Origin of the sequence: Spiroplasma ixodetis (genome assembly GCF_040369795.1) — a bacterium.
GTDB lineage: Bacteria > Bacillota_I > Bacilli_A > Mycoplasmatales > VBWQ01 > Spiroplasma_E > Spiroplasma_E ixodetis_B.
Genome location: NZ_AP028955.1, coordinates 806,068 through 831,614, shown reverse-complemented (window position 1 = coordinate 831,614; position 25,547 = coordinate 806,068). Strand labels below are relative to the sequence as shown.

The window sequence follows — 25,547 nt, the reverse complement described above, 5'->3', positions numbered from 1 at the left end:
GTCCTCCAATTAATATAAAATTAATATACTTATAATAACACCAATAAGTAATAATATAATTAAAATTAAATATGATAAAAATTCTTTTTTTAAATAAAATGGTTTTTTTAATTTTTGTGAATTTAAGTAATTTTTATTAAATAACATATTATTTTTATTTTCCATTTTTAAACAACAATCTAAATCATTACTCAATTCACTAATTGTCCGATAGCGATCATTAATATCCTTAGCAGTTGCCTTCAAAATAATATTTTCTAAACTTTGTGGAATATTTTTATTAATTTCATGAATTAATGGCATTGGTTCTTTAATATGTTTGACCGCTAATATTTGTGGATTTTTATGAAAAAAAGGTGGTTTACCAACTAATAATTCATATAATATAATACCTAAAGCATAAATATCACTTTGAATTGTTGGTTTTTGAAATTTTACTACTTCTGGAGCAATATATTTCATTGTGCCTACAACTTGATTAGCGTGTTTTTTAACTTCATAATCATCAATAACAGCAATACCAAAGTCTAAAACTTTAATTGCTCCACTACTAGTTAAAATAATATTTTCAGGTTTTAAATCACGATGAATAATATTGACTACATGACACGCATTAACCCCTTTTAAAATTTCTTTCATAATAACTATAACTTCATTAACTGATAAAACTGAATAATTACTTAAATATTCTTTTAATGTTTTACCTTCTAATAATTCAAAAACTAAGCATCAATCTTTCTTATCAATAAAAACATCATATACCAAAATAACATTGGGATGTCTAACTCTAGATACTGCTCTAATTTCTTGCAAAAATCGTTCTTTTATTAAGTCATCTAGTGGTGAAATTGGATTAATTACTTTTAAAGCGACTTGCCGATTTAAATATTTATCTTGTGCTTCATAAACTTTAGCCATACCACCCGAACCAATAATTTTTAAAATATGATAACGATTATTCAATAATTTATTTATTTCCATTAGTTTCACCATTACTTTTAAATTTATTTTTTAAAAATTACTAACTTATTTATAATTTATATTTTACACAAAAATGTCAAAAGACTAAAATTTTATTTCCATTAATAATACAGTAACATTATCAGTTGAAACATTAAGTAATGCTTGCTTAATTAATAACTTAACTTTGTTATTAATATTTCCATTTTTTTCTAAAATATTAACTATTTCATATTCTTCTAAAAAATCATGAACACCATCACTAGTTAAAAGAAAATATGATGGAATTATTAAGGGTAAATGAAAAATATCGGTTTTTAATGGCTTACGTGGACCAAGAGCACTAGTTAATGCCTTTCAATAGGTGTGATTTAAATCAACACTTGATTCTTTAGTTGTGTTTTTTTGTAAATATAAATTTAAAATATTATGATCAACTGTTAACTGTTTTAATCCTTGTTCATTATATTGATAAATACGTGAATCACCAATATTTACTAAATAAGCTTTGTTATTAGTAATTAAAATTATTACCATAGTTGTTCCCATATCAAGCGCTTGTTCATTACTTAAACTAAAATTATTCATTTCAATTTGAATAATATCTATCTTTTCTTGTAATCATGCATGAATTTGTTTATCATGTTTTAATTTAGTAAAATCTGTTGTTTCAAAAAATTTTTGTAACATACTAACAGCCATATTACTGGCCACTTCACCACATTTATGACCACCCAAACCATCACAAACAACACCAATAACTTGTCCCGTATTATTTGTTAAATATAAAACGGCATCTTGATTATTTGTACGATAATTACCAACATCTGTTTTATAACTAGCATTTATTTTCATAAACTGACCCCCTATATTCCTTTTTTTAATTTACAAATATAAAATCCATCAGTATTGTTATTAAAACCAAAAAATTGTTTTTCTGCAATGATTGTCATATCTGCGTGATTTTTAACAAACTTCTCAATTTGATTTTGATTTTCTTTAATATTGAAAGTACAAGCAACATACACAATTATTGCTTCGGGTTTTAAAATTTGATAAGCCTTATTTAATAATTTTGATTGAACAGTAATTAAGTGATTAATTTCTTCTTTACTTCAATTGATAAGTTTAACTTCTGGTTTTCTTTTAATTAAACCTCAAGCAGCACTAGGGGCATCAATTAAAATTTTGTCAAACTTATTATTAACATCCAATATTGTAGAATCACCATATTTAATTTCAGTATTTGTTACGCCTAATTTTTTTAAATAAGTAGCACCAATTTTTAATCGTTCTTCATTGATATCACAAGCAACTATCTTACCGTGATTAGACATTAAAGTTTCCATATGAGCTGTTTTACTAGCAATTCCTGCACACATATCTAATACTTCATCATATGGTTGTGGATTTAAAAAATGACTAACTAACATACTTGCTTGGTCTTGTTTAATAATTTCACCATTTTCATATAATTTTGTATTAAAAATTGACTTTGAACTAATCATACCATCAGATACTATCTTGCTTAAACAAAAGTTAAAAGATTTATAATTTTCATTGTTTAACACTTTATTAACAGTAGTTTTTAATGTATTAACTCTAAAACTAATTAATGGCATTCTTAAGTTATCTTTTATCAATTGATTTGCAATATTAATACTAAATTGTGATTTTATTAAATAATATAATCAACTAGGATAACTATATTTAATTAATTTAATATTTTGTTTACTTTCTTTTTGTAAGTTAAATTCTGATCTAAATTCAGTAAAACATAAATCTAATACTTTAGAAATAATAAATGTTAGTTTATTATCAATGGTTCTTACTTTTTTTAAATTATTTTCAATGAAGATTTCTTTATTAGTAATTTCTAAAAAATAGATTTCATATAAAACTATTCATAATAAAATAGTTATGCGAAAAGGAATAGTAATTACTGATTTCAAAACATTTCATATTTGATTTAATATATAATCTAAATAAATTTGATTTTTTAAAGTTCCTAGTACTATCTTTTCAATTGCTTCTTTTTCTGATAATGTTAGATTTTTATCTCGCATCATTTGTGCTAATAAAACATTACAATGACCTTTTTCTAGGATTACTTGTACTAGAATTTTATAAACATCATTTTGAATTATCATTATTTAACCCCACAAAATTTTTAATTATACATATATTATAACTTAAATTATTAATTTTAATTTTGATAAGTATTTTACTATTATAACTATTAAAAAATGCATCATTACAATGCATTTTTAGTAATAAATTATTATTTTTAATAAAAAATAAACTATTAAAAGTTGCTCTTTATATTTACTTTACCTTTTCATTTTTTACAATCTTCACCATATTTATACATATTATTAATTTTAATAACAAGAATAATTCCTGATCATATTGCACAAGGTGTATTAGCACAAATTATAACTAAATCTTTCATTAAAATTGTTGATTCAGAACCGCCATGATATGATAAATGAATAATGCCCCATAATACTCATAAACTGTTAGCTGTTGTATAAAGAATAAATGTAAGTAAAGAAATACCATCTGTTTTTTTAGTTTTTATTGTTTTTAAAGATTGTGGACAAAATGCTATAACAGCAATAAGCGCTCCAATAATCCCTATTATAGTAATAATTCATCATTCAGTATTTGCCATTATTTTTATTACTCCAAATTTCTAGCATTTTCGCCCAACGTTTTCATATTTTTTACTTTAACATAAATAATACAATTAGTTGCAGTCATTGTTACTGTATACGGTATTATTAAGATAGAACCTCAAATTGCAATTTCAAGAGTATCAGCACCTTCTGGTCACATTACTGGTAATGTTACTGAAAGTATTCCAAATATCAAGAAAAAAAGATTAGCAATATTGTAAATAATATAAGTTGATAAGATTATATGTTTAGTTTCCTTAGTTTTTATTGTTTTTATTGCTTGTGGAATAAATGTTATAATAGATAATATTCCGGCTAAATAACCTATAATTCCAATAAAAGTTTGCATTTTCATCCTCCATTAAATTTTAAAAATATTTTAGTAGTTTTTTTAAAACTATTAATATATTTATATCTTGTTTTATTAAAAAAAACATTATTTCACTTTTAATTATTTAAAATAGAAAGTGTTTAATTAATATTTTTTCAAATAAATCTAAAAAAATTAAAAAGGGAATTATCCCCACATGTACTAGTGTGGAGGAAAAAATGAATTGAAATGAATTCAATAGCATATTTCAAAATGAAAACGATTGTTTGAAATATATCTAACTAAAGTAATGTTTACTCATAAATAATGTAAAATAATAATATGTAATTTAAACAGTTTTTGAATTTAAAAGTACAATTCAGCAATATTTAAAATAGATTAGGAAGATTAAATTATGCCAAAACCATACAGTGAAGACTTACGAAGAAAAGTAATAGAAGCCTATGAAAGTAAAAATATGAAAATTAAAGAAATTTGTAAAGTGTTCAATATTACTAGAAAGACTTTATTCTTATGAAGAAAAAGAAAAAAAGAAACTGGGCATATAAAACCAATTTTGAATTATCAAAAAGGACATAGCCGCAAAATAAAGGATTTAGATGAATTGAAAAATTATTTAGGGCAAAATAAAGATGTTACAGTTCAAAAAGTAATTGAAAAATTTGGTGATATGACTAAAGAAATAGTTTATAACTATTTCAAAAAACTAAATTATACATATAAAAAAACTTTTCTATATGAACAAAGAGATAAAAATAAACAAGAAGATTTTTTAAAAGAAATAGCTAAAGTAATGAATGAATATTTAGTATTATAGCTAACTAAAGTAATGTTTACTCATATCTTGAAAAATAAAATCAATCGCTTTTTTAATATTTGGCCAATAATTTGGTAATATTTTTCTTATATTATGTTTTATAGCAAATCAAAAATGTTCAATTGGATTTAAATTAGGAGAATATGGTGGAAGAAATAATAGTTTGCATCCAGCATTTTCAATTAATTGTTGTGTTAATTTAGATTTATGAAACGTTGCATTATCTAAAACTATAATTTGTCCAAGCTTTAATACTGGAATTAGTATATTTTTTACATATGATTCAAAAATTTTACTGTTGCAATGTCCTTCAAATGCTCATAGGGCTTTTAATTTACCTTTATTTAGTGAACAAATTATACTCATTCTTTTTATTTTATATGCGGGTTTATTATCAAATAATCTTTTACCTTTTTCAGATCAACCATATTTATAAAATTCATTATCATCAATTCCAGATTCATCAATCTATACTAAATCTTCATTCATTATTTTAGCTATTTCTTTTAAAAAATCTTCTTGTTTGTTTTTATCTCTTTGTTCATATAGAAAAGTTTTTTTATATGTATAATTTAGTTTTTTGAAATAGTTATAAACTGTTTCTTTAGTCATATCACCAAATTTTTCAATTACTTTTTGAAATGTAACATCTTTATTTTGCGCTAAATAATTTTTTAATTCATCTAAATCCTTTATTTTGTGGCTATGTCCTTTTTGATAATTCAAAATTGGTTTTATATGCCCAGTTTCTTTTTTTATTTTTCTTCATAAGAATAAAGTCTTTCTAGTAATATTGAACACTTTACAAATTTCTTTAATTTTCATTTTTTTACTTTCATAGGCTTCTATTACTTTTCTTCGTAAGTCTTCACTGTATGGTTTTGGCATAATTTAATCTTCCTAATCTATTTTAAATATTGCTGAATTGTACTTTTAAATTAAAAAAATGTTTAAATTACATATTATTATTTTACATTATTTATGAGTAAACATTACTTTAGTTAGCTATATATAGCGAAGTTGAAAGTAATGAAATGTATCAGGTGTGCTTCTTCTAGTTTGAATGTTTCTGATTTGAGAAGAATAAGATGTTTAAAATGTCATCAAACATTTAGTGTTCTTCATGACACCATTTTTCACAAGTCACAAACACCTTTGACATCTTGGTGGATGGGTTACACTTTATTGGACACTAATTACGTAGACAAGTGAACAAATTAGTTAAAAGAAAGGAATTATAATTATGGCCAATATTAACTCATATTCAGATGAATTTAAAAAACAAATAGTAGCTTTATATCAAAGTGGTAAGTCAGTGTCTTGTCTTGCTAAAGAGTACAATGTTACAAGAGCAGCTACTTATAATTGAATTAAGCAATTTACTAATTCAGGCAGTTTTAAAACCAAAGATAACCATTCTGTTAAAGAAAATTAATTAATTAAATTAAGAAAAGAATTAAAACAGTTACGAATGGAAAATGATATTTTAAAGCAAGTAGCACTAATAATAGGCAGAAAATAGAAATTATTACTAAAAATAAAGTTAAATATAAAATTCGTACAATGTGTCGTTTTTTAAAAATATCTAAATCAACATATTATTTTAATTTCAAGAAAAAAAGAAGATAAAATTCAAAATAATATGTATGATGAAGCTGTTATTAGTGCTTTTAAAGAAAATAAAGAAACTTATGGAACAAGAAGATTAAAAGTGGTTCTAAAATAAAAGAAAATTAATTTACCAAGACGAAAAATTAAAAAAATTATGAATAAACATATATCTAACTAAAGTAATGTTTACTCATATCTTGAAAAACAAAATCAATCGCTTTTTTAATATTTGGTCAATAATTTGGTAATATTTTTCTTATATTATGTTTTATAGCAAATCAAAAATGTTCAATTGGATTTAAATTAGGAGAATATGGTGGAAGAAATAATAGTTTTCATCCAGCATTTTCAATTAATTGTTGTGTTAATTTAGATTTATGAAACGTTGCATTATCTAAAACTATAATTTGTCCACACTTTAATACTGGAATTAGTATATTTTTTACATATGATTCAAAAATTTTACTGTTGCAATTTCCTTAAAATGCTCATAGGGCTTTTAATTTACCTTTATTTAGTGAACCAATTATACTCATTCTTTTTATTTTATATGCGGGTTTATTATCAAATAATCTTTTACCTTTTTCAGATCAACCATATTTATAAAATTCATTATCATCAATTCCAGATTCATCAATATATACTAAATCTTCATTCATTAGACATATTCCGTAAATAAATTTTTTAAAAGTCAATTAATAATTTAAAATTTATTTTATAATTTCTTTATTAATAAATTAATAAGGTGTTGATAAAAATGAATTTTGAAAATTTAAAAAAATTAAAAAATGAACAATTTTATAGATATTTTGGTATAAAACGTTTTCATTTTGATGAAATGTTAACAAAATTAATTGAAATAGAAAATTTAAAAAAATTAAAAAATGAACAATTTTATAGATATTTTGGTATAAAACGTTTTCATTTTGATGAAATGTTAACAAAATTAATTGAAATAGAAAATTTAAAAAAAACTAAAGGTAGAAAATATAAACTTTCAGTTGAAGAAAGATTGATGATGACTTTAGTATACTGAAAAGAATATTATACTTTTTTCCAAATGAGTATTAAATATAAAATGAGTGCATCAAGTTGTTTTCGAAATATTACTTGAGTAGAAAATAAACTTAGTGATGACAAAGATTATCAGTTTTTAAAAACAAAATATAAATCAAAAATTGAGAAAAAACAAGAATATTTAAATGAATTTCAATTTTATTTAATTGATTCAACTGAAATTGAAATTGAAAGACCAACTAAAAAAAACTACAGTTAGAATATTTTTCTGGTAAAAGTTGAATGTTTTCTATAAAATTTCAAATTATATATGACTTTTTTAATAAAAAAATTATTGATATTTTTGCTGATAATGGAAAAGTACATGATTTTCAAATATTAAAAAATTCAAATCTTGAATTTTCAGAAAAAACAATAATTATTGGTGATTTGGGATATCAAGGAATACAAAATATTTATAAAAATACTATATTACCGATTAAAAAAACTAAAAATAAAAAATTAACTAAACAAGAAAAAATCTACAATAAAATTATTTCAAAAATTAGAATTAAAGTTGAACATGTTTTTGCTTGATTAAAAAGATTCAAAATTTTAATAAATAAATGTAGAAAAAGTATATTTAGGCTTATGTACTTAAGATTTAACTTACTTTGTGAAATTTTTAATAAAACAAAACCATTAAAATAAAAAAATATTTTTAATATTTTTGGTAATGTTTAGTAATCTGTGTAACTTACAAAAATAACTATGTTTAATTAATTCTAGTAAATAAAATTAAATAACTAGAAAGAGTGAGTTACTTATGTCTAAAAAACAAAATATTAATAATAATGATCCAATATCAAAAGCAGTAGATTTATTATTAAAAAATACTGAAGATTTAACAACAGTTTTTGAAGAGGGAGGTTTATATAAAGAATTAACAAAAAGAATAGTTGAAAAAATGTTGAATTCTGAAATGCAAAATTATTTAGGATATGAAAAAAATCAACATAATACTAGTGATAATGCTCGCAATGGTATAAATTCAAAAAAATTAATAACCAAACAAGGTAAAATTGAGATAATTTAATGAGGCTTTTTAAAAATCTGTGTATCTTTTTACAAAGTTACTAGTTTAGATTAATTCTATCTTTAAATTTTATCATAAAATGAGCAATTGCTGTATTTCAATTTTGAATGGGCAGTTTTCATTTTTTTGTTATATTTTCAATTGCTAAGTAAAATATTTTAAAAACTGCCATATCATTTGGAAAAACTTTTTTATTTCTAATAACTTTTCGTAATTGACTATTAACAGATTCAATAGCATTTGTTGTATAAATCACTCTTTTGATTTCTGCAGGATAACTAATAAAAACCATTAAATTATCTCAATTTTTATATCATGATTTAGCAATTTGAGGATATTGTTTATTTCATTTACTTTCAAAAGATTCTAAAGCTTGCATTGCTTGTTCTTCACTACATGCACTATAAATTGGTTTTAAATCTGTAACTAGTGATTTTCTATGTTTGCATGAAACATATTTTAAACTATTTCTAATTTGATGAACTATGCATAATTGATGTTCGGTTTTAGGATAAACTGATTGTATCGCTTCTGACATTTCTGTTAAATTGTCACTACAAGCAATAAGAATATCATTTAAGCCTCGATTTTTCATTTCTGTGAAATTAGATAATCAAAACTTAGAACCTTCATTTTCACTAATTCATAAACCTAAAACATCTTTTTTACCTTCTAAATCAACTCCTAGTTCTATATAAACTGATTTGTTAATAATGCGTTTATCTTGTCGTACTTTAACTACTATACAATCAAAATAAACAATCGGATAAACACTTTCTAATGGCCGATTTTGTCATGCTTTAACATCATCAATAACATCATCAGTAATTTGACTAATAACACTTTCACTAATATCAGCACCATGATATAACTCTTGTAACTGCATTCTAATATCTGATAAAGTCATGCCTTTGGCATATAATGAAAGAACTTGTTGATCAAAACCATCAAATCTTCTTTGTCTTTTTGCAACTATTACTGGCTCAAAATTACTATTACGATCTCGTTGTACATTAATCTCAATTTTACCTTGTTGGGTTATTAATTTTTTTGAATTTATACCATTGCGAGCATTTTCACTAGTATTATGTTTATTTTTTTCATATCCTAAATAATTTTGCATTTCAGAATTCAACATTTTTTCAACTAATCTTTTTGTTAATTCTTTATATAAACCTCCCTCTTTAAAAACTGTTGTTAAATCTTCAGTGTTTTCTAATAATAAATCTACTGCTTTTGATATTGGATCATTATTATTAATATTTTGTTTTTTAGACATACGTAACTCACTATTTCTATTTATTTAATTTTATTTACTAGAATTAATTAAACATAGTTATTTTTGTAAGTTACACAGATTACTAAACATTACCATTAATTGTTGTGTTAATTTAGATTTATGAAACTTTGCATTATCTAAAACTATAATTTGTCCACGCTTTAATACTGGAATTAGTATATTTTTTACATATGATTCAAAAATTTTACTGTTGCAATGTCATTCAAATACTCATATGGCTTTTAATTTACCTTTATTTAGCGAACGAATTATACTCATTCTTTTTATTTTATATGCGGGTTTATTATCAAATAATCTTTTACCTTTTTCAGATCAACCATATTTATAAAATTCATTATCATCAATTCCAGATTCATCAATATATAATACTAAATCTTCATTCATTATTTTAGCTATTTCTTTTAAAAAATCTTCTTGTTTATTTTTATCTCTTTGTTCATATAGAAAAGTTTTTTTTATTTGTATAATTTAGTTTTTTGAAATAGTTATAAACTGTTTCTTTAGTCATATCATCAAATTTTTCAATTACTTTTTGGACTGTAACATATTTATTTAGCGCTAAATAATTTTTTAATTCATCTAAATCCTTTATTTTGTGGCTATGTACTTTTTGATAATTAAAAATTGGTTTTATATGCCCAGTTTCTTTTTTTCTTTTTCTTCATAATAATAAAGTCTTTCTAGTAATATTGAACACTTTACAAATTTCTTTAATTTTCATGTTTTTACTTTCATAGGCTTCTATTACTTTTCTTCGTAAGTCTTCACTGTATGGTTTTGGCATAATTTAATCTTCCTAATCTATTTTAAATATTGCTGAATTGTACTTTTAAATTCAAAAACTGTTTAAATTACATATTATTATTTTACATTATTTATGAGTAAACATTACTTTAGTTAGCTATATATATTAACTAATAATAAATTATATTTTTGTAAACATTACCTCTTCCGAAATATTGTTGAAAACTATAATCTTAAATCATTAGTACAACTAAAAATTGGAATTGTTTTTGCTATAATTTTAAGTCCGATTTTATTATTTATAACTATATTACTAATCTTTTTAAATATTTATTTAAAAATAAAAAAAAGTAGATAATAACTTTTGAGATGCTATTGAAAATTGTGAAATTATTAATAATTATTATGTTCATTAATTTTTTATTTATTATTAGAAATTAAACTAAGAAACTTAAAAATCATTGATTATATTTATTATTTAATATAGTAAGCATAGATAAAATTATATGCTTACTATAAATTTTTAATTACTCTTGATAAAATTAACTGAATATTATCATTATAAATTTCTACCTTTCCTTCCATTAAAATTACTTTATTAACTTGTAAATATTCTTGGTATATTTGATATAACTTTTCAAAAATTGTTACTTCAATAACATTACTATCATTTTGCATTTCAAAAAAAGCCATTAATTTTTTATTTTTAGTTTTAATTACTCTAATATTATTGATAACTCCATATACTCTAACATGTTGATCAACATAATTATTAATATATGCTAAATCAATAGCTTTATTATGAGGATCTAATTGCTCTTTTCATAGTAATTTAGGATTATATTTTAAGTAAATTCCTAATGCACGATGTTCATTAATACTATTATTATTTCAATCATCTTCTCTTTGTAACATAATTGGATTAGCGATTAAATTAAAATTTAATGATAATTTGCCACTAGTTTCATCTTTTACCTGTACCATATTGGCATATTCTAATGCAGCATCCAAGTTTAATAATAACATTGTTCGATTTGATTGAATATCATCTAAAGCACCAGCGGCAATTAAATGTTCAATGTTTTTACGATTCAAACCAATAAATATTGCTCGAGCACAAAAATTAAAAAAATCTTGAAAAAATCCATTACTAGTACGTTCTTTAATAAGATTACTACAACTACCTTGACTCATTTGCTTAATTGCTTGTAAACTATAACGAATAACTTTTTTAGCATCATCAATTAAAAAATCAATTCCAGAAAATTGAATTGATGGTGGTAAAACTTTAATTTGATATTTTTGACATTCATTCAAATATTGTAACATTTTTTGATCATTACCAATAACACTACTTAATAACGATACCATAAATGCCAATGGATAATTTGCTTTTAAATAAACTAAATAATAACTAATTAATGAATAAGCAACAGCATGAGATCGATTAAATCCATAACCAGCAAATTTGTCAATATCTTCTCATATTTTCTTAACAACTCTTGATGAATAACCTCTATTAACAGCACTTTTAATAAATGAGTTTGCTTGTTCTTTCATAACTGTATTATCTTTTTTACTAATTGCACGACGAATTAAATCAGCTTTTCCTAATGAATAACCAGCAACTTTCTGTAAAATTAATAATATTTGTTCTTGATAAATAATAATGCCATAAGTTGATGCTAAATAAGGTTTTAAATCTTCATGAATATACGCAACTTTTTGTTTTCCTAATTTACGATTAATATAATCTTGAATGTACTCTTGTGGTCCAGGACGAAATAAAGAAGAACTAGCAATAATATCTTCTAAGCTATCAACTTTCATTTTAATTAAAATTTGACGCATTCCTGAAGATTCCAATTGAAAAATACCGGTTGTATCACCATCTTTAATAATGCTAAAACTTTTTTCATCATTTAAAGGAATTTGAGATAATTTTAAATTTAAAAAATAATGTTTACTTACTTGTTGTAAAATATTTTGCAAAATAGTTAAATTACGTAATCCTAAAATATCCATTTTTATCAAACCAAGAGCTTCTAGGGTTTGCATTGGAAATTGCGTTTGATAAATACCTTGAAATCCTAATTGTAATGGAATAGCAGTAACTAATGCTGCACTTGTAATAACGATTCCTGCTGCATGAGTACTAGTTTGTCGTGGAAAACCAAGAATTTCTTTGGTTAAAGTAAACAATAAAGGATACTTATTTGCATATCATGCTAATTTTGGTGATTGTTTAATAGCCATATCTATTTCAAAATTATATTTAATTGGTATTAATTTTGTCATTTCATTAATATCTTCGATATTAACTTGAAAAACTCTTCCCAAATCACGAATTGCCATTTTACTAGCAATTGTTTGAAAAGTAACAATATATGCAACATGTTCTTTGCCATATTTTTGATGAATATATTTAATAACTTCATCTCTTCTTGTATCTTCAAAATCGATATCAATGTCTGGTAATGATATTCGTTCTGGATTTAAAAATCTTTCAAAAATTAAATTATAAGCAATAGGATCAACACCAGTAATTCCTAAAACATATGCCACTAAACTACCAGCAACACTTCCTCTACCTGGTCCAACCATTATATTCTTGCTTTTTGCGAATTTAACATAATCATTAACAATTAAAAAATAATCAGCAAAACCCATTTCATTAATTACTTGTAATTCATATAAAACTCTTTTAACGTATGTTTCAGGAATTTCACGACTTTGAAAATGCGCTTCTAATCCCTGCTTACATAATTCTTGCAAATATAAATTACTAGTAAGATTATTAGGGCAAGTAAATTTTGGTAAACTTAATTCTGCACTATTTGGCTTATTCTTAGGAAATTTTAAATTACATAATCAAATAACCTTTTCAATGTTTTCAATAATTTCATTTGGATAATGTTGTATTAAATCTTGTTTAGTTTTATATAAAAAATCATTACTTTTTGATAAATCTTCTGATTTTAATGTTTTTTGTTCTTTAATAGCTTGTAAAATTTGATAAGTACGATGTTGTTTTTCATCTAAATATAAAACCAAATCAATTGGAATAATATTAGATGTAATCGATTTTAATAAAGTAATATTATCCATATCACTAGTTACTAAACCAAAATAAACTAGTTCATGACCTGTTGAATTTAAAATATCATAATTATTTTTAATATATCTAATATTTTTGTTATTAGCATGAATAATAACTAAAACTTCACGTGTTTGATTAAGATATTTTTTTACATCATTAGTAGTAACAATATTATTATTAGTACTAATAATAGTAGAAAGTTCTATTAATCTTTGATAACCAGCATATGAAGTTGCCATAATAGTTAATTCAACTTTATCACTAGCACTTTCTCAAACACAATTTAAACCAATTAATGGTTTAATATCATTCTCTATACATAAATTACAAAATTCATAAGCACCATACATTATATTTTTATCTACTAAAGATAGAACTTTTAAATTATTTTTTTTAGCAAATTCAATATAATCACTTATTTTAATAGTTGATGAAAGAAATGAATAATTAGAACGAACATTTAAATTAACTATATATTTCATACTATCCCCTACAATTCTTGAATGACTTATATTACAAGTTAATTTTAACACCATTTTATCTTGCTAGGTTATTCTTTAGTTATTGCTTTCAATACAAAACTATTTAAAACACTTAAAATAAACATTATTTTTTCCATATAATTAATAATAAATAACTTGGAAAAATTATAATAGACATATTCCGTAAATAAATTTAATCAATTGTTAATAATAATATTTCTAAATTTTTTAGTGTTAATAATTATAGAAGTTAATATTTTTAATAAAACAAAACCTGGATGGGTTACACTTTATTGGACACTAATTACGTAGACAAGTGAACAAATTAGTTAAAAGAAAGGAATAATAATTATGGCCAATATTAACTCATATTCAGATGAATTTAAAAAACAAATAGTAGCTTTATATCAAAGTGGTAAGTCAGTTTCTTGTCTTGCTAAAGAGTACACTGTTACAAGAGCAGCTACTTATAATTGAATTAAGCAATTTACTAATTCAGGCAGTTTTAAAACCAAAGATAACCGTTCTGTTGAAGAAAATGAATTAATTAAATTAAGAAAGGAATTAAAACAATTAAGAATGGAAAATGATATTTTAAAGCAAGCAGAACTAATAATAGGAAGAAAATAGAAATTATTACTAAAAATAAAGTTAAATATAAAATTCGCACAATGTGTCTTTTTTTAAAAATCTCTAAATCAACATATTATTTTAATTTCAAGAAAAAAGAAGATAAAATTCAAAATAATATGTATGATGAAGCTGTTATTAGTGCTTTTAAAGAAAATAAAGAAGCTTATGGAACAAGAATATTAAAAGTTGTTCTAAAATAAAAGAAAATTAATTTATCAAGACGAAAAATTAAAAAAATTATGAATAAACATAATTGGTTCACTGAATAAAGGTAAATTAAAAGTCCTATGAGCATTTGAAGGACATTGCAACAGTAAAATTTTTGAATAATATGTAAAAAATATACTAATTTCAGTATTAAAGCGTGGACAAATTATAGTTTTAGATAATGCAACGTTTCATAAATCTAAATTAACACAACAATTAATTGAAAATGCTGGATGCAAACTATTATTTCTTCCACCATATTCTCCTAATTTAAATCCAATTGAACATTTTTGATTTGCTATAAAACATAATATAAGAAAAATATTACCAAATTATTGACCAAATATTAAAAAAGCGATTGATTTTGTTTTTCAAGATATGAATAAACATTACTTTAGTTAGCTATATATCAAATTATAGACCAAGTAATTCGCACACCACTACAACAACAATCCCTTCACCTTCAGCAGGTGGAAGCGCTGTTTTGCCATTAACATCTGAACAATCTTTTAACATTGGAACTAGTTCTAGAAATAGAAATCAACACAGTAATCAAATTACAGACTCTAGAACAAATCAGAAACCAAAGTGTGATATTTTAAAAACACAAATTATTGACCAAATATTATTAGATATTTATCACACCACATCTACAGAAAGTAAAAATAATGCAAGAAAAAAACTAACAGAAACTTATGGACAACATTTTACTGATGCTAGTTGAGCACAATTTGAAAAAATTGTTGAATTGCATAAATACGGAATCGTTTTTATAATACCTAATAAAAATGAATATTTATTAAAAAGTCTAACCACTACCACAACTATGAGTATTCCGCCTGCATATAAAGTTGTTAAATGAATAAGTTCTCCACAAGCTAAAACAGTAGTTGAAACAGAAGAAGCGGTGCCTTTATTAGAAGTTGGTGAGGAAGGAGCGATTGCTATTGGCGAAGAGGTTGTTGAAGGTGGTGCATCTGTTATGATTGAAAGAGGACCTATTGGATGAGTTGTGGTTGGAGTAATTATAGTTGGTTGAATAGCATATTTAGCGTATAATTAATCCCATGCTCAAAATGCTGATATCAATTCCCATAATCAATATAATAAAATAGAAAAATATTACGTGCCTTTAGACAATAAAACTCCACAATATACAGAATCAAGCAAAATTAAATTAGGTATTAGTAATGATATGTGAATAAGATTAGCAGAAATTTTTCAAGATAATAAAGATGACTATCAACTTTTTGAAAAAAAGTTTTTAAGTGAAATTACTAAATTTCCGCAATTTATAGGAACCTTAGCAAATAGTTTAAGTGATAGTAATTTAAAAAATTTAGTTAAAGTTATGTATAATAATTTTTCAGAAATAAACATTTTTTATATGATGACAAATCAATATGGATGAAAGATTGTAACAAATGCTGTTGGAAATTACTTAGAAATTGAACCAGAATAAAGTTAATAAATTTTTCCTATAAAAGAATTATAAAACATAACATATTAGGCTTATTTCATAATTAAAATTTTAATTATGAAATAAGCCATAATAATAATTATGAAATTTTTTTATTTTTAGTAAAATTAAGTGTAATATTAATAATATTATAAAGAAGTGGAAGTGACAAAATGAGTCAAAACATTATTTTTGCTTTTGAAATTATTGCCTTAATTATCGCTATATTATTAGTAATTTTAGGTTTATTACAAGGCAAAAAAAATCATAATGGACTTGGTGCTTTAAGTGGGGGAAATCAAGAATTATTTGCTAGCACTAAAGAACGTGGTTGAAGTAAGTTATTTTCTATTGCCACTTTAGTATTAGGAATATCGTTATTTACTATGGCAATAATAGTAAGAATTCTTATTAATACTATTGGAGTTATAAATTAATGATAATTATTTTATAAAAAGGCACATTTTAGTGTGCCTTTTTATAAATTTTAAAAGATAGATTATAATTAATTATATAATTAGGATAAAGTTGGGATTGATTGAAATGAAGCAAGAGATTATTAATGAGTTACAAAATAGTATTACACCTTTATCAACGGTTGATTTAACAGCGAAACTTAATATCACTAATCATCATCAACAGCAAGAGCTTATTGCTGATTTAGAAGAATTGAAAAATAGTGAAATTATTTTGGAAAATAAAGAACAACAATTTTATATGCTAAAAAATAATAATTTATTTATTGGCAAAATTCAAATTACTAAAAAAGGATTTGGATTTGTTAAATTATTAAATAGTGAAGAAAAATATTACGTTAATATAAAAAACATAAATAATGCGTTAAATAATGACGAAGTATTATGTAAGTTAGTAAAAATTAATAATCAGAATGATGAGGCTGTAGTATTAAAAATTATTAAACGTGATACTAATCTTCTTATTGGTAATGTTATTGTTAATGCAGATACGAAAGTAAAAACATTATTAATTCAAAATGCAAAGTTACAACAGTATGAAGTTAATATTTTAAACCCCGATAAAGCGTTAGAAAATAATATTGTTGTTGCAAAAATTAAAAATTTTGAACAAAATATTTTTAATGTTACTATTACTAAAATCTTGGGTAATATTAATGATCCTGGTGTTGATATTTTAGCTGTTATTTATGAAATTGGTATTAAATCACAATTTGATGTTGAAACATTAACAGCAACAGATAAGGTGCCATTAACAGTTTTAGAATCAGATAAAATTGGTCGTATTGATTTGACTAAAGAGTTATTAGTTACAATTGATGGTAAAGATGCTAAAGATTTTGATGATGCTATTTGTGTTACTAAACTAGTTAATGGTAATTATCGTTTAATTGTAGCTATTGCTGATGTTAGTTATTATGTAACAGAAAATAGTCCTTTAGATGAAGAGGCATCTACTCGTGGTACATCTGTTTACTTAGCAGATCGTGTTATTCCTATGTTACCGACGCAGTTATCAAATGGTATTTGTTCTTTAAATGAACAAGTAGAACGTTTATGTATGGTTTGTGATATGGAAATTGATAAGAATGGTTTAACAGTAAAACATAAAATTTATCAGGCATTTATGAAATCAGTAAGAAGAATGAATTATGACGAAGTAAATGACGGATATAATGGTAAAAATCCAAATTTTATTAAAACACATCCACAAATTTGAGAAATGTTACTAAAAGCAAAAGAATTGCACCAAATTTTATGAAAGTTTAAACAAGATGCTGAAGTAATTGATTTTGAAATTAATGAAGCAAAAACAATTATTAACGATAATGGAGAAGTAACTGATATTATTTTAAGAACTCGTGATATCGCTGAAAAATTAATTGAAAGTTTTATGATTAGAGCTAATGAAGTAGTTGCTAAAACTGTATTTGATATGAAATTACCTTTTATTTATCGTGTTCATGAACATCCTCGTTCTAAAAAAATGCATCAAATGGTTACAATTCTGAAATTAATGGGTATTAAATTAAATCCAAAAATCACAAATATTAGTTCAAAAGATTTACAATTATTATTAAATTCTTTAAAACAATTACCAACATTTCAAGTTTTATCAACTTTATTATTAAGAAGTATGGAAAAAGCACAGTATACTAATAAATGTATTGGCCATTTTGGACTTGCTAGTGATTATTATACACATTTTACTTCGCCAATTAGACGTTATCCTGATTTAATAGTTCATCGTTTATTGCGTCAATATATAGTTAAAAGAGAAATAAATGCTAAAATAATTGAGAAATATCAAAGTTTTACTAATTGAGTTGCTGAGCAATCTAGTAATATGGAATTAAAAGCATTAGAGTGTGAACGAGCTGTAGATCAAATGAAAAAAACAGAATACATGATGCAATTTATTGGTCATAAATTTGAAAGTATAATTTCTAGTGTAACTTGTTTTGGATTATTTGTTGAGTTAGATAATACAATTGAGGGTTTAATTAGAATTGCAGACATGACTGATGATTATTATATTTTTAATGAAAAAGCAATGAGTTTGTTTGGTGAAAGAAAACGAAAACAGTATGCTCTTGGTCAAAAGGTCAGTGTTCTTGTAAAAAGTGCAAATAAAGTCGCTAGAACTATTGATTTTATTTTAGAAGAAAATGGTCAGCAAAATAAAAAAACGTGATAAAAATAATAATAATCAATCATCAAAAATGTATAAAGCAAATAATTTTAAATATAGAAAAAAGATAAAACTAAATGGTAAAGTTAAAAAAAATAAAAGTGAAAAGAAAAATGGAGTAAAAAAATGAAAATACAAGGGCAAAAAAGATTAATTCAACAAAGCAATCTTAACATTGAATGCTATTATTATAATTATTTTAAATCGCCAGGCTTAAAACAATATCCGGATTTATTGTGAGTTAATGAAGATTATAACTTAATTAAGCAAGTAAATATTGAACAAGATATTGTAATAAGATTAGCAACTAATTTATTTGAAGTTGGTCAAAAATTTAATTTGTTTGAAAATTTAGATTATTTTATTATGATGCCAAAAAAACCTACTTCAGTTAGTAGTTTAGAATTAGTAATAATTGAATTAGTTAAAATTATTAAAAAAAAATTAAATCATAAAATATTATCTATTAATAATATTTTCCAAGTTGATAACTACCGTAAATTTTGAGAAAATAAATTAAAAGTTAGCGAAAGACAAATGGAAATTACTAATAAGATTCATTTATTACCTAAATATATTAATTTTTTTAATAAAAAAAACATTATTATTATTGATGATATAGTTGCCTCAGGGATTTCTATTGCCCAAACTATTTTAGAAATTATCAATAATAACAATGATTTTAAAATTAAAGCTTTGTGTTATGGTTCAGTTTATAATTGAGAAGAAATTTATAAATAGTTAAAAGAGTTTCCTAATTTTTCTCTTTTTTTCTTCTAATGATTCTGATTCAGATATATTATAAGAATCTTCAATATTATTTATAAATGCATAATTAATTTCAGCATTAATTTGATTTTTAGCAATAAGTTTTAAGATAAAATCAGCAGTATCTGCTTCTAAACCAAATGTGTAAATTTCAAATTCATCTTCATTAATAATTTCCGTTTTAGTACAAATTTTTAAAATATGATTTTGTTCATCAATAATAATTTTACAAACCTCAAGTTTTTTACCAGTTAAAATTTTATAAATAATTAATTTATCATTATTATTTTTATCAAAACCCAAATCGCCTTGATAAAATTGACTATTTTTTACTGCTGTTGCTTTAGTATTTAACTCTCATGCCATGTCCTTAGACTCCTTTCAGTTGTTTATTAATATATAAAATTAACAAAAACCCGTAAAAAAATATAAAATCTATTTCTTGAGTTGTTATACAACAAATATTAATTTTATGTTTAATTTTTACATTAATCATTGCTAGAAAAACTATTGATTAATCTAACCTTCATTAGATTATAGCATGTTCTTAATAAAAAACAAATTTAAGTAAGTATTTCGGTATTTATGAAATTATTATTATATAATATAATTATAAAGTTTATGAAAATAATGGTGGAAACAATGAAAATAATTGCAAAAAATAAAAAAGCATACTTTAATTATGAATTATTAGAAAAATTAGAAGTGGGAATTGTTTTGACTGGTTCTGAAATTAAATCAATTCGTTTAGGTAATGTATCTTTACAGGATAGTTACGTAACTTTTAGTAATAATGAAGCTTATATTATTAATATGAACATTAATACTTATAAATTTACTACTAGTTATATACTTGATCCATTAAGAAAAAGAAAATTACTTTTAAATGCTCGTGAAATTAAAAAAATTCAACAAGAACAAAAGCAAAAAAACTTAACTGTTGTTCCAACAATGATATATTTAAATAGTAAAAGTAGAGCAAAGTTAGAAATAGCATTGGCTCGTGGTAAAAAAAATTATGATAAAAGAGAGACGATTAAAAATCGTGATGCAGTAAGAAAAATCAAAAAATAATAATTTAATTAAGAAAGGAAGAGGCTTTCGAGGCTTTTTAAAAATCTGTGTATCTTTTTACAAAGTTACTAGTTTAGATTAATTCTATCTTCAAATTTTATCATAAAATGAGCAATTGCTGTATTTCAATTTTGAATGGGCATTGTTCATTTTTTTGTTATATTTTCAATTGCTAAGTAAAATGTTTTAAAAACTGCCATATCATTTGGAAAAACTTTTTTATTTCTAATAACTTTTCGTAATTAACTATTAACAGATTCAATAGCATTTGTTGTATAAATCACTCTTTTGATTTCTGCAGGATAACTAATAAAAACCATTAAATTATCTCAATTTTTATATCATGATTTAGCAATTTGAGGATATTGTTTATTTCATTTACTTTCAAAAGATTCTAAAGCTTGCATTGCTTGTTCTTCACTACATGCACTATAAATTGGTTTTAAATCTGTAACTAGTGATTTTCTATAGACATATTCCGTAAATAAATTTTTTAAAAGTCAATTAATAATTTAAAATTTATTTTATAATTTCTTTATTAATAAATTAATAAGGTGTTGATAAAAATGAATTTTGAAAATTTAAAAAAATTAAAAAATGAACAATTTTATAGATATTTTGGTATAAAACGTTTTCATTTTGATGAAATGTTAACAAAATTAATTGAAATAGAAAATTTAAAAAAAACTAAAGGTAGAAAATATAAACTTTCAGTTGAAGAAAGATTGATGATGACTTTAGTATACTGAAAAGAATATTATACTTTTTTCCAAAGGAGTATTAAATATAAAATGAGTGCATCAAGTTGTTTTCGAAATATTACTTGAGTAGAAAATAAACTTAGTTATGACAAAGATTATCAGTTTTTAAAAACAAAATATAAATCAAAAATTGAGAAAAAACAAGAAGATTTAAATTAATTTCAATTTTATTTAATTGATTCAACTGAAATTGAAATTGAAAGACCAACTAAAAAAAACTACAGTTAGAATATTTTTCTGGTAAAAGTTGAATGTTTTCTATAAAATTTCAAATTATATATGACTTTTTAATAAAAAAATTGTTGATATTTTTGCTGATAATGGAAAAGTACATGATTTTCAAATATTAAAAAATTCAAATCTTGAATTTTCAGAAAAAACAATAATTATTGGTGATTTGGGATATCAATGAATACAAAATATTTATAAAAATACTATATTACCAATTAAAAAAACTAAAAATAAAAAATTAACTAAACAAGAAAAAATCTACAATAAAATTATTTCAAAAATTAGAATTAAAGTTGAACATGTTTTTGCTTGATTAAAAAGATTCAAAATTTTAATAAATAAATGTAGAAAAAGTATATTTAGACTTATGTACTTAAGATTTAACTTACTTTGTGAAATTTTGGTAATGTTTAGTAATCTGTGTATCTTTTTACAAAGTTACTAGTTTAGATTAATTCTATCTTCAAATTTTATCATAAAATGAGCAATTGCTGTATTTCAATTTTGAATGGGCAGTGTTCATTTTTTTGTTATATTTTCAATTGCTAAGTAAAATATTTTAAAAACTGCCATATCATTTGGAAAAACTTTTTTATTTCTAATAAATTTTCGTAATTGACTATTAACATATTCAATAGCATTTGTTGTATAAATCACTCTTTTGATTTCTGCAGGATAACTAATAAAAACCATTAAATTATCTCAATTTTTATATCATGATTTAGCAATTTGAGGATATTGTTTATTTCATTTACTTTCAAAAGATTCTAAAGCTTGCATTGCTTGTTCTTCACTACATGCACTATAAATTGGTTTTAAATCTGTAACTAGTGATTTTCTATGTTTGTATGAAACATATTTTAAACTATTTCTAATTTGATGAACTATGCATAATTGATGTTCGGCTTTAGGATAAACTAATTGTATTGCTTCTGACATTCCTGTTAAATTGTCACTACAAGCAATAATAATATCATTTAAGCCTCGATTTTTCATTTCTGTGAAATTAGATAATCAAAACTTAGAACCTTCATTTTCACTAATTCATAAACCTAAAATATCTTTTTTGCCTTCTAAATCAACTCCTAGTGCTATATAAACTGATTTGTTAATAATGCGTTTATCTTGTCGTACTTTAACTACTATACAATCAAAATAAAAAATCGGATAAACACTTTCTAATGGCCGATTTTGTCATGCTTTAACATCATCAATAATTTGACTAATAACACTTTCGCTAATATCAGCACCATGATATAAATCTTGTAACTGCATTCTAATATCTGATAAAGTCATGCCTGGAATGGCAACCTTTTTTAGGACTGTTTTTTGGTAGACATTTGTGCTTGGTGTTTTATGGGGGTTAAGTAGTTTAGAGTGCTGTGGATTCTTATGTTGTTGTATCAATTTATATAATAAAATAATTCTAATTTTAATTGGATTAATGATGTAAAATTTTTATCATTAATAAATTCTGTTTTGAAAGTTTTGAAAGTTGCTTTGGCAACAGCATTATCATAAGGACAACCTTTTTTGCTTAAAGAGCGGGTAATATTGAAGGCTAATAAAAGTTTATCAATATTTTTATTATTAAATTCATTACCGCGATCACTATGAAATATTTGAATATTTTTTAAACAACGATTTGAGCACATAAATGTTTGATATACTAATGACGCATCTTTTTTAGTACCTACACTATGTCCAATAATTTCGCGATTGTACAGGTCGATTAATAAGCAAATATAGTTTCATTTATCATTAACTTGAACATAAGTTAAATCACTAACAATAACTTCATTTTTAAGCCTATTATTAAAGTCTCTATTAACAAGATTAGTAATTTGACTATCATTCACTTTATTATGATAATTTTTGTATGATAATTTAGTGTATTTTGATATTAAATTATGTTTATTCATAATTTTTTTAATTTTTCGTCTTGATAAATTAATTTTCTTTTCTTTTAGAACAACTTTTAATCTTCTTGTTCCATAAGCTTCTTTATTTTCTTTAAAAGCACTAATAACAGCTTCATCATACATATTATTTTGAATTTTATCTTCTTTTTTCTTGAAATTAAAATAATATGTTGATTTAGAGATTTTTAAAAAACGACACATTGTGCGAATTTTATATTTAACTTTATTTTTAGTAATAATTTCTATTTTCTTCCTATTATTAGTGCTGCTTGCTTTAAAATATCATTTTCCATTCTTAATTGTTTTAATTCTTTTCTTAATTTAATTAATTCATTTTCTTCAACAGAACGGTTATCTTTAGTTTTAAAACTGCCTGAATTAGTAAATTGCTTAATTCAATTATAAGTAGCTGCTCTTGTAACATTGTACTCTTTAGCAAGACAAGACACTGACTTACCACTTTGATATACAGCTACTATTTATTTTTTAAATTCATCTGAATATGAGTTAATATTGGCCATAATTATAATTCCTTTCTTTTAACTAATTTGTTCACTTATCTACGTAATTAGTGTCCAATAAAGTGTAACCCATCCAAAATGTTAATATGTTGATCTACTAAACCTAGTCTATAGTGTGATAATCTAATTTCTCTTATATAATTTTCTAAATTTAAAAAGGAAATTATCCCCACATGTACTAGTGTCGAGGAAAAAATGAATTGAAATAATTTTTCAATAGCATATTTCAAAATGAAAACGATTGTTTGAAATATATAGCGAAGTTGAAAGTAATGAAATGTATCAGGTGTGCTTCTTATAGTTTGAATGTTTCTGATTTGAGAAGAATAAGATGTTTGAAATGTCATCAAACATTTAGTATTCTTTATGACACCATTTTTCACAAGTCACAAACACCTTTGACATCTTGGTTTTATCTCATCTTTAGATGAATAAACACAAAGCATGGTATACCATAAACAGATGTCGCAAGGGAATTGGGCGTGACATATAAAACAGCTTGAAGAATGGGCCATGAAATCAGAACTAGAATTTGGAATCAAGATGCAGGGTTCATTGATGATTGCACAGCACAGATGGATGAAATGTATCTTTCACATGTAGGTTTTAAAAAACAAGGAAGATCCTTGTTTTTTAAAACCTTGATTGTTGGAGTTTATGAGAAAAACAGCAACAAACTAATTGTGAAAGTATTGAAAAAAGTAGATGAGAAAAACCTTTTATGATTTGCATTGAAACACATTTCTACTGGTTGTTGTCTATTTACGGATTCTTGTAAGGGATATGGAAGTTTTAAAAACTTCTATCACAAACATGAAATCGTAAATCATGCAGTTGGGTATGTGTCATCAACAGGTGTGAATACAAACCAGATTGAATCTGCATGAAAACACATCCGACGAACTTTCCGAACACACATAAAAGTTTAAAAACACAATATTCATTTATATGCAAAAGAATCTGCATATGAATTCAATAAAATACCTAGTTTTGAAACTATAATTTTGTGTTCGATTTAGATACATGTGGGGATAATTTTCTAGATAGGCTTTTATCTCCATTTATAGCTAACTAAAGTAATGTTTACTCATAAATAATGTAAAATAATAATATGTAATTTAAACAGTTTTTGTCATTCTAGTTGGAACATTTTTATTATCTCTAAAATATTCATTTATTTTTTCTTTAT

Annotated in this window: 37 protein-coding genes; 19 read left to right on the top strand and 18 right to left on the bottom strand. The window is 23.4% G+C overall.

The features are described 5' to 3' along the window. Positions 1-9: 9 nt before the first annotated feature. The 5 genes from ABWV63_RS06010 to ABWV63_RS05990 form a co-directional block, all read right to left on the bottom strand. Entirely contained in the window at positions 10-981 is a 972-nt protein-coding gene (locus ABWV63_RS06010) for a serine/threonine-protein kinase (RefSeq protein ID WP_353305612.1), read from the bottom strand. An 84-nt stretch (positions 982-1,065) separates the two neighbouring features. Beyond that, complete coding sequence (locus tag ABWV63_RS06005; RefSeq protein WP_353305611.1) at positions 1,066-1,815, bottom strand: protein phosphatase 2C domain-containing protein; 750 nt, start codon at positions 1,813-1,815, stop codon at positions 1,066-1,068. An 11-nt stretch (positions 1,816-1,826) separates the two neighbouring features. Beyond that, positions 1,827-3,110: a methyltransferase domain-containing protein gene (locus ABWV63_RS06000; protein ID WP_353305610.1), complete on the bottom strand. Its 1,284-nt coding sequence runs from the start codon at positions 3,108-3,110 to the stop codon at positions 1,827-1,829. A gap of 155 nt (positions 3,111-3,265) precedes the next feature. Beyond that, positions 3,266-3,634 carry a PQ-loop domain-containing transporter gene (locus ABWV63_RS05995; RefSeq protein ID WP_353305609.1) on the bottom strand — a complete coding sequence of 123 codons (369 nt, stop codon included), beginning with the start codon at positions 3,632-3,634 and terminating at the stop codon, positions 3,266-3,268. A gap of 8 nt (positions 3,635-3,642) precedes the next feature. Then, positions 3,643-3,987: a PQ-loop domain-containing transporter gene (locus tag ABWV63_RS05990; protein WP_353305608.1), complete on the bottom strand. Its 345-nt coding sequence runs from the start codon at positions 3,985-3,987 to the stop codon at positions 3,643-3,645. Positions 3,988-4,363: 376 nt separating this feature from the next. Between ABWV63_RS05990 and ABWV63_RS05985 the strand changes: the two genes are divergently transcribed. Further along, complete coding sequence (locus tag ABWV63_RS05985) at positions 4,364-4,786, top strand: IS630 transposase-related protein (RefSeq protein ID WP_353305607.1); 423 nt, start codon at positions 4,364-4,366, stop codon at positions 4,784-4,786. Here the strand turns inward: ABWV63_RS05985 and ABWV63_RS05980 are convergent, their stop codons facing one another. Continuing rightward, positions 4,787-5,152, bottom strand: coding sequence for a transposase (locus ABWV63_RS05980; RefSeq protein ID WP_353305606.1), 366 nt, complete (start codon positions 5,150-5,152; stop codon positions 4,787-4,789). 102 nt (positions 5,153-5,254) lie between these two features. Next, the gene (locus ABWV63_RS05975) at positions 5,255-5,674 is read right to left on the bottom strand and encodes an IS630 transposase-related protein (RefSeq protein ID WP_353305605.1); all 420 of its coding nucleotides are present in this window, start codon (positions 5,672-5,674) and stop codon (positions 5,255-5,257) included. Positions 5,675-5,815: 141 nt separating this feature from the next. On the opposite strand from ABWV63_RS05975, the gene ABWV63_RS05970 reads away from it, so the two are divergent. Together ABWV63_RS05970 and ABWV63_RS05965 are read left to right on the top strand one after the other, a co-directional pair. After that, a complete protein-coding gene (locus tag ABWV63_RS05970) occupies positions 5,816-6,007 on the top strand; it encodes a hypothetical protein (protein ID WP_353305604.1) in 192 nt (63 codons plus the stop codon). Between the two features lie 22 nt (positions 6,008-6,029). Beyond that, the gene (locus ABWV63_RS05965; RefSeq protein WP_353305603.1) at positions 6,030-6,221 is read left to right on the top strand and encodes a transposase; all 192 of its coding nucleotides are present in this window, start codon (positions 6,030-6,032) and stop codon (positions 6,219-6,221) included. A gap of 346 nt (positions 6,222-6,567) precedes the next feature. Here the strand turns inward: ABWV63_RS05965 and ABWV63_RS05960 are convergent, their stop codons facing one another. Both ABWV63_RS05960 and ABWV63_RS05955 read right to left on the bottom strand, forming a co-directional pair. Beyond that, on the bottom strand, positions 6,568-6,819 hold the full coding sequence (locus ABWV63_RS05960) for a transposase (RefSeq protein WP_353307198.1): 252 nt from the start codon (positions 6,817-6,819) through the stop codon (positions 6,568-6,570). 57 nt (positions 6,820-6,876) lie between these two features. Continuing rightward, entirely contained in the window at positions 6,877-7,056 is a 180-nt protein-coding gene (locus tag ABWV63_RS05955; protein WP_353305602.1) for a transposase, read from the bottom strand. 98 nt (positions 7,057-7,154) lie between these two features. Here ABWV63_RS05955 and ABWV63_RS05950 point away from each other — a divergent pair, with 98 nt between their 5' ends. The 3 genes from ABWV63_RS05950 to ABWV63_RS05940 all read left to right on the top strand — a co-directional run bounded on the left by ABWV63_RS05950 (position 7,155) and on the right by ABWV63_RS05940 (position 8,489). Continuing rightward, on the top strand, positions 7,155-7,673 hold the full coding sequence (locus tag ABWV63_RS05950; protein ID WP_353305601.1) for a transposase family protein: 519 nt from the start codon (positions 7,155-7,157) through the stop codon (positions 7,671-7,673). A 23-nt stretch (positions 7,674-7,696) separates the two neighbouring features. Then, the gene (locus tag ABWV63_RS05945; RefSeq protein ID WP_353305600.1) at positions 7,697-8,104 is read left to right on the top strand and encodes a transposase family protein; all 408 of its coding nucleotides are present in this window, start codon (positions 7,697-7,699) and stop codon (positions 8,102-8,104) included. A gap of 115 nt (positions 8,105-8,219) precedes the next feature. After that, positions 8,220-8,489: a transposase gene (locus ABWV63_RS05940; protein WP_353305599.1), complete on the top strand. Its 270-nt coding sequence runs from the start codon at positions 8,220-8,222 to the stop codon at positions 8,487-8,489. Between the two features lie 40 nt (positions 8,490-8,529). Here ABWV63_RS05940 and ABWV63_RS05935 read toward each other — a convergent pair whose 3' ends face one another. The 4 genes from ABWV63_RS05935 to ABWV63_RS05920 all read right to left on the bottom strand — a co-directional run bounded on the left by ABWV63_RS05935 (position 8,530) and on the right by ABWV63_RS05920 (position 14,115). Then, positions 8,530-9,768, bottom strand: a complete 1,239-nt coding sequence (locus tag ABWV63_RS05935) for an IS256 family transposase (RefSeq protein WP_353305598.1) — start codon at positions 9,766-9,768, stop codon at positions 8,530-8,532. A gap of 57 nt (positions 9,769-9,825) precedes the next feature. Next, on the bottom strand, positions 9,826-10,173 hold the full coding sequence (locus ABWV63_RS05930; RefSeq protein WP_353305597.1) for a transposase: 348 nt from the start codon (positions 10,171-10,173) through the stop codon (positions 9,826-9,828). 40 nt (positions 10,174-10,213) lie between these two features. Then, on the bottom strand, positions 10,214-10,573 hold the full coding sequence (locus ABWV63_RS05925) for an IS630 transposase-related protein (RefSeq protein WP_353305596.1): 360 nt from the start codon (positions 10,571-10,573) through the stop codon (positions 10,214-10,216). 473 nt (positions 10,574-11,046) lie between these two features. Next, complete coding sequence (locus ABWV63_RS05920) at positions 11,047-14,115, bottom strand: DNA polymerase III subunit alpha (RefSeq protein ID WP_353305595.1); 3,069 nt, start codon at positions 14,113-14,115, stop codon at positions 11,047-11,049. Positions 14,116-14,466: 351 nt separating this feature from the next. On the opposite strand from ABWV63_RS05920, the gene ABWV63_RS05915 reads away from it, so the two are divergent. From ABWV63_RS05915 to ABWV63_RS05880, 8 genes are all read left to right on the top strand, one after another. Beyond that, complete coding sequence (locus tag ABWV63_RS05915; RefSeq protein ID WP_353305594.1) at positions 14,467-14,745, top strand: transposase; 279 nt, start codon at positions 14,467-14,469, stop codon at positions 14,743-14,745. A 41-nt stretch (positions 14,746-14,786) separates the two neighbouring features. Next, complete coding sequence (locus ABWV63_RS05910; RefSeq protein ID WP_353305593.1) at positions 14,787-14,948, top strand: hypothetical protein; 162 nt, start codon at positions 14,787-14,789, stop codon at positions 14,946-14,948. Between the two features lie 142 nt (positions 14,949-15,090). Beyond that, entirely contained in the window at positions 15,091-15,357 is a 267-nt protein-coding gene (locus tag ABWV63_RS05905; protein WP_353307197.1) for a transposase, read from the top strand. Further along, a complete protein-coding gene (locus ABWV63_RS05900; protein WP_353305592.1) occupies positions 15,320-16,018 on the top strand; it encodes a hypothetical protein in 699 nt (232 codons plus the stop codon). Before ABWV63_RS05905 ends, ABWV63_RS05900 begins: the two co-directional genes overlap by 38 nt. A gap of 63 nt (positions 16,019-16,081) precedes the next feature. Beyond that, the gene (locus ABWV63_RS05895) at positions 16,082-16,417 is read left to right on the top strand and encodes a hypothetical protein (RefSeq protein WP_353305591.1); all 336 of its coding nucleotides are present in this window, start codon (positions 16,082-16,084) and stop codon (positions 16,415-16,417) included. Between the two features lie 170 nt (positions 16,418-16,587). Further along, on the top strand, positions 16,588-16,851 hold the full coding sequence (gene secG / locus ABWV63_RS05890) for a preprotein translocase subunit SecG (protein WP_174480339.1): 264 nt from the start codon (positions 16,588-16,590) through the stop codon (positions 16,849-16,851). Positions 16,852-16,957: 106 nt separating this feature from the next. Next, positions 16,958-19,087, top strand: a complete 2,130-nt coding sequence (rnr, locus tag ABWV63_RS05885; protein ID WP_353305590.1) for a ribonuclease R — start codon at positions 16,958-16,960, stop codon at positions 19,085-19,087. Between the two features lie 120 nt (positions 19,088-19,207). Further along, positions 19,208-19,822 (top strand): hypothetical protein, encoded by a 615-nt coding sequence (locus ABWV63_RS05880; protein ID WP_353305589.1) that lies wholly within the window; start codon positions 19,208-19,210, stop codon positions 19,820-19,822. Here the strand turns inward: ABWV63_RS05880 and ABWV63_RS05875 are convergent, their stop codons facing one another. Next, positions 19,823-20,215, bottom strand: a complete 393-nt coding sequence (locus ABWV63_RS05875; protein WP_353305588.1) for a hypothetical protein — start codon at positions 20,213-20,215, stop codon at positions 19,823-19,825. It lies immediately after the preceding gene. Positions 20,216-20,491: 276 nt separating this feature from the next. On the opposite strand from ABWV63_RS05875, the gene smpB reads away from it, so the two are divergent. After that, complete coding sequence (gene smpB / locus ABWV63_RS05870) at positions 20,492-20,923, top strand: SsrA-binding protein (protein ID WP_353305587.1); 432 nt, start codon at positions 20,492-20,494, stop codon at positions 20,921-20,923. A gap of 68 nt (positions 20,924-20,991) precedes the next feature. Here the strand turns inward: smpB and ABWV63_RS05865 are convergent, their stop codons facing one another. After that, positions 20,992-21,123, bottom strand: a complete 132-nt coding sequence (locus ABWV63_RS05865; protein WP_353305586.1) for a hypothetical protein — start codon at positions 21,121-21,123, stop codon at positions 20,992-20,994. A 42-nt stretch (positions 21,124-21,165) separates the two neighbouring features. Continuing rightward, positions 21,166-21,360: a transposase gene (locus ABWV63_RS05860; protein WP_353307196.1), complete on the bottom strand. Its 195-nt coding sequence runs from the start codon at positions 21,358-21,360 to the stop codon at positions 21,166-21,168. 129 nt (positions 21,361-21,489) lie between these two features. On the opposite strand from ABWV63_RS05860, the gene ABWV63_RS05855 reads away from it, so the two are divergent. After that, positions 21,490-21,843: a transposase family protein gene (locus tag ABWV63_RS05855; protein ID WP_353305585.1), complete on the top strand. Its 354-nt coding sequence runs from the start codon at positions 21,490-21,492 to the stop codon at positions 21,841-21,843. Positions 21,844-21,931: 88 nt separating this feature from the next. Next, positions 21,932-22,360: a transposase family protein gene (locus ABWV63_RS05850; protein WP_353305584.1), complete on the top strand. Its 429-nt coding sequence runs from the start codon at positions 21,932-21,934 to the stop codon at positions 22,358-22,360. On the opposite strand, the gene ABWV63_RS05845 is transcribed toward ABWV63_RS05850, so the two are convergent. Together ABWV63_RS05845 and ABWV63_RS05840 are read right to left on the bottom strand one after the other, a co-directional pair. After that, entirely contained in the window at positions 22,357-23,322 is a 966-nt protein-coding gene (locus ABWV63_RS05845; RefSeq protein WP_353305583.1) for an IS256 family transposase, read from the bottom strand. The genes ABWV63_RS05850 and ABWV63_RS05845 overlap by 4 nt on opposite strands. Next, positions 23,232-24,316, bottom strand: a protein-coding gene (locus ABWV63_RS05840; RefSeq protein WP_353307195.1) for an IS3 family transposase whose coding sequence is annotated in 2 segments (ribosomal slippage) — positions 23,232-24,115 and positions 24,115-24,316 — 1,086 coding nt in all. Because the reading frame shifts where the segments join, the coding sequence is not laid out codon by codon here. The genes ABWV63_RS05845 and ABWV63_RS05840 overlap by 91 nt, the downstream gene beginning before the upstream one ends. 314 nt (positions 24,317-24,630) lie before the next feature. Here ABWV63_RS05840 and ABWV63_RS05835 point away from each other — a divergent pair. Beyond that, positions 24,631-24,816, top strand: coding sequence for a hypothetical protein (locus tag ABWV63_RS05835; protein ID WP_353305582.1), 186 nt, complete (start codon positions 24,631-24,633; stop codon positions 24,814-24,816). A gap of 24 nt (positions 24,817-24,840) precedes the next feature. Continuing rightward, positions 24,841-25,287 carry an IS1595 family transposase gene (locus tag ABWV63_RS05830; RefSeq protein WP_353305581.1) on the top strand — a complete coding sequence of 149 codons (447 nt, stop codon included), beginning with the start codon at positions 24,841-24,843 and terminating at the stop codon, positions 25,285-25,287. The last annotated feature ends 260 nt before the right edge of the window (positions 25,288-25,547 follow it).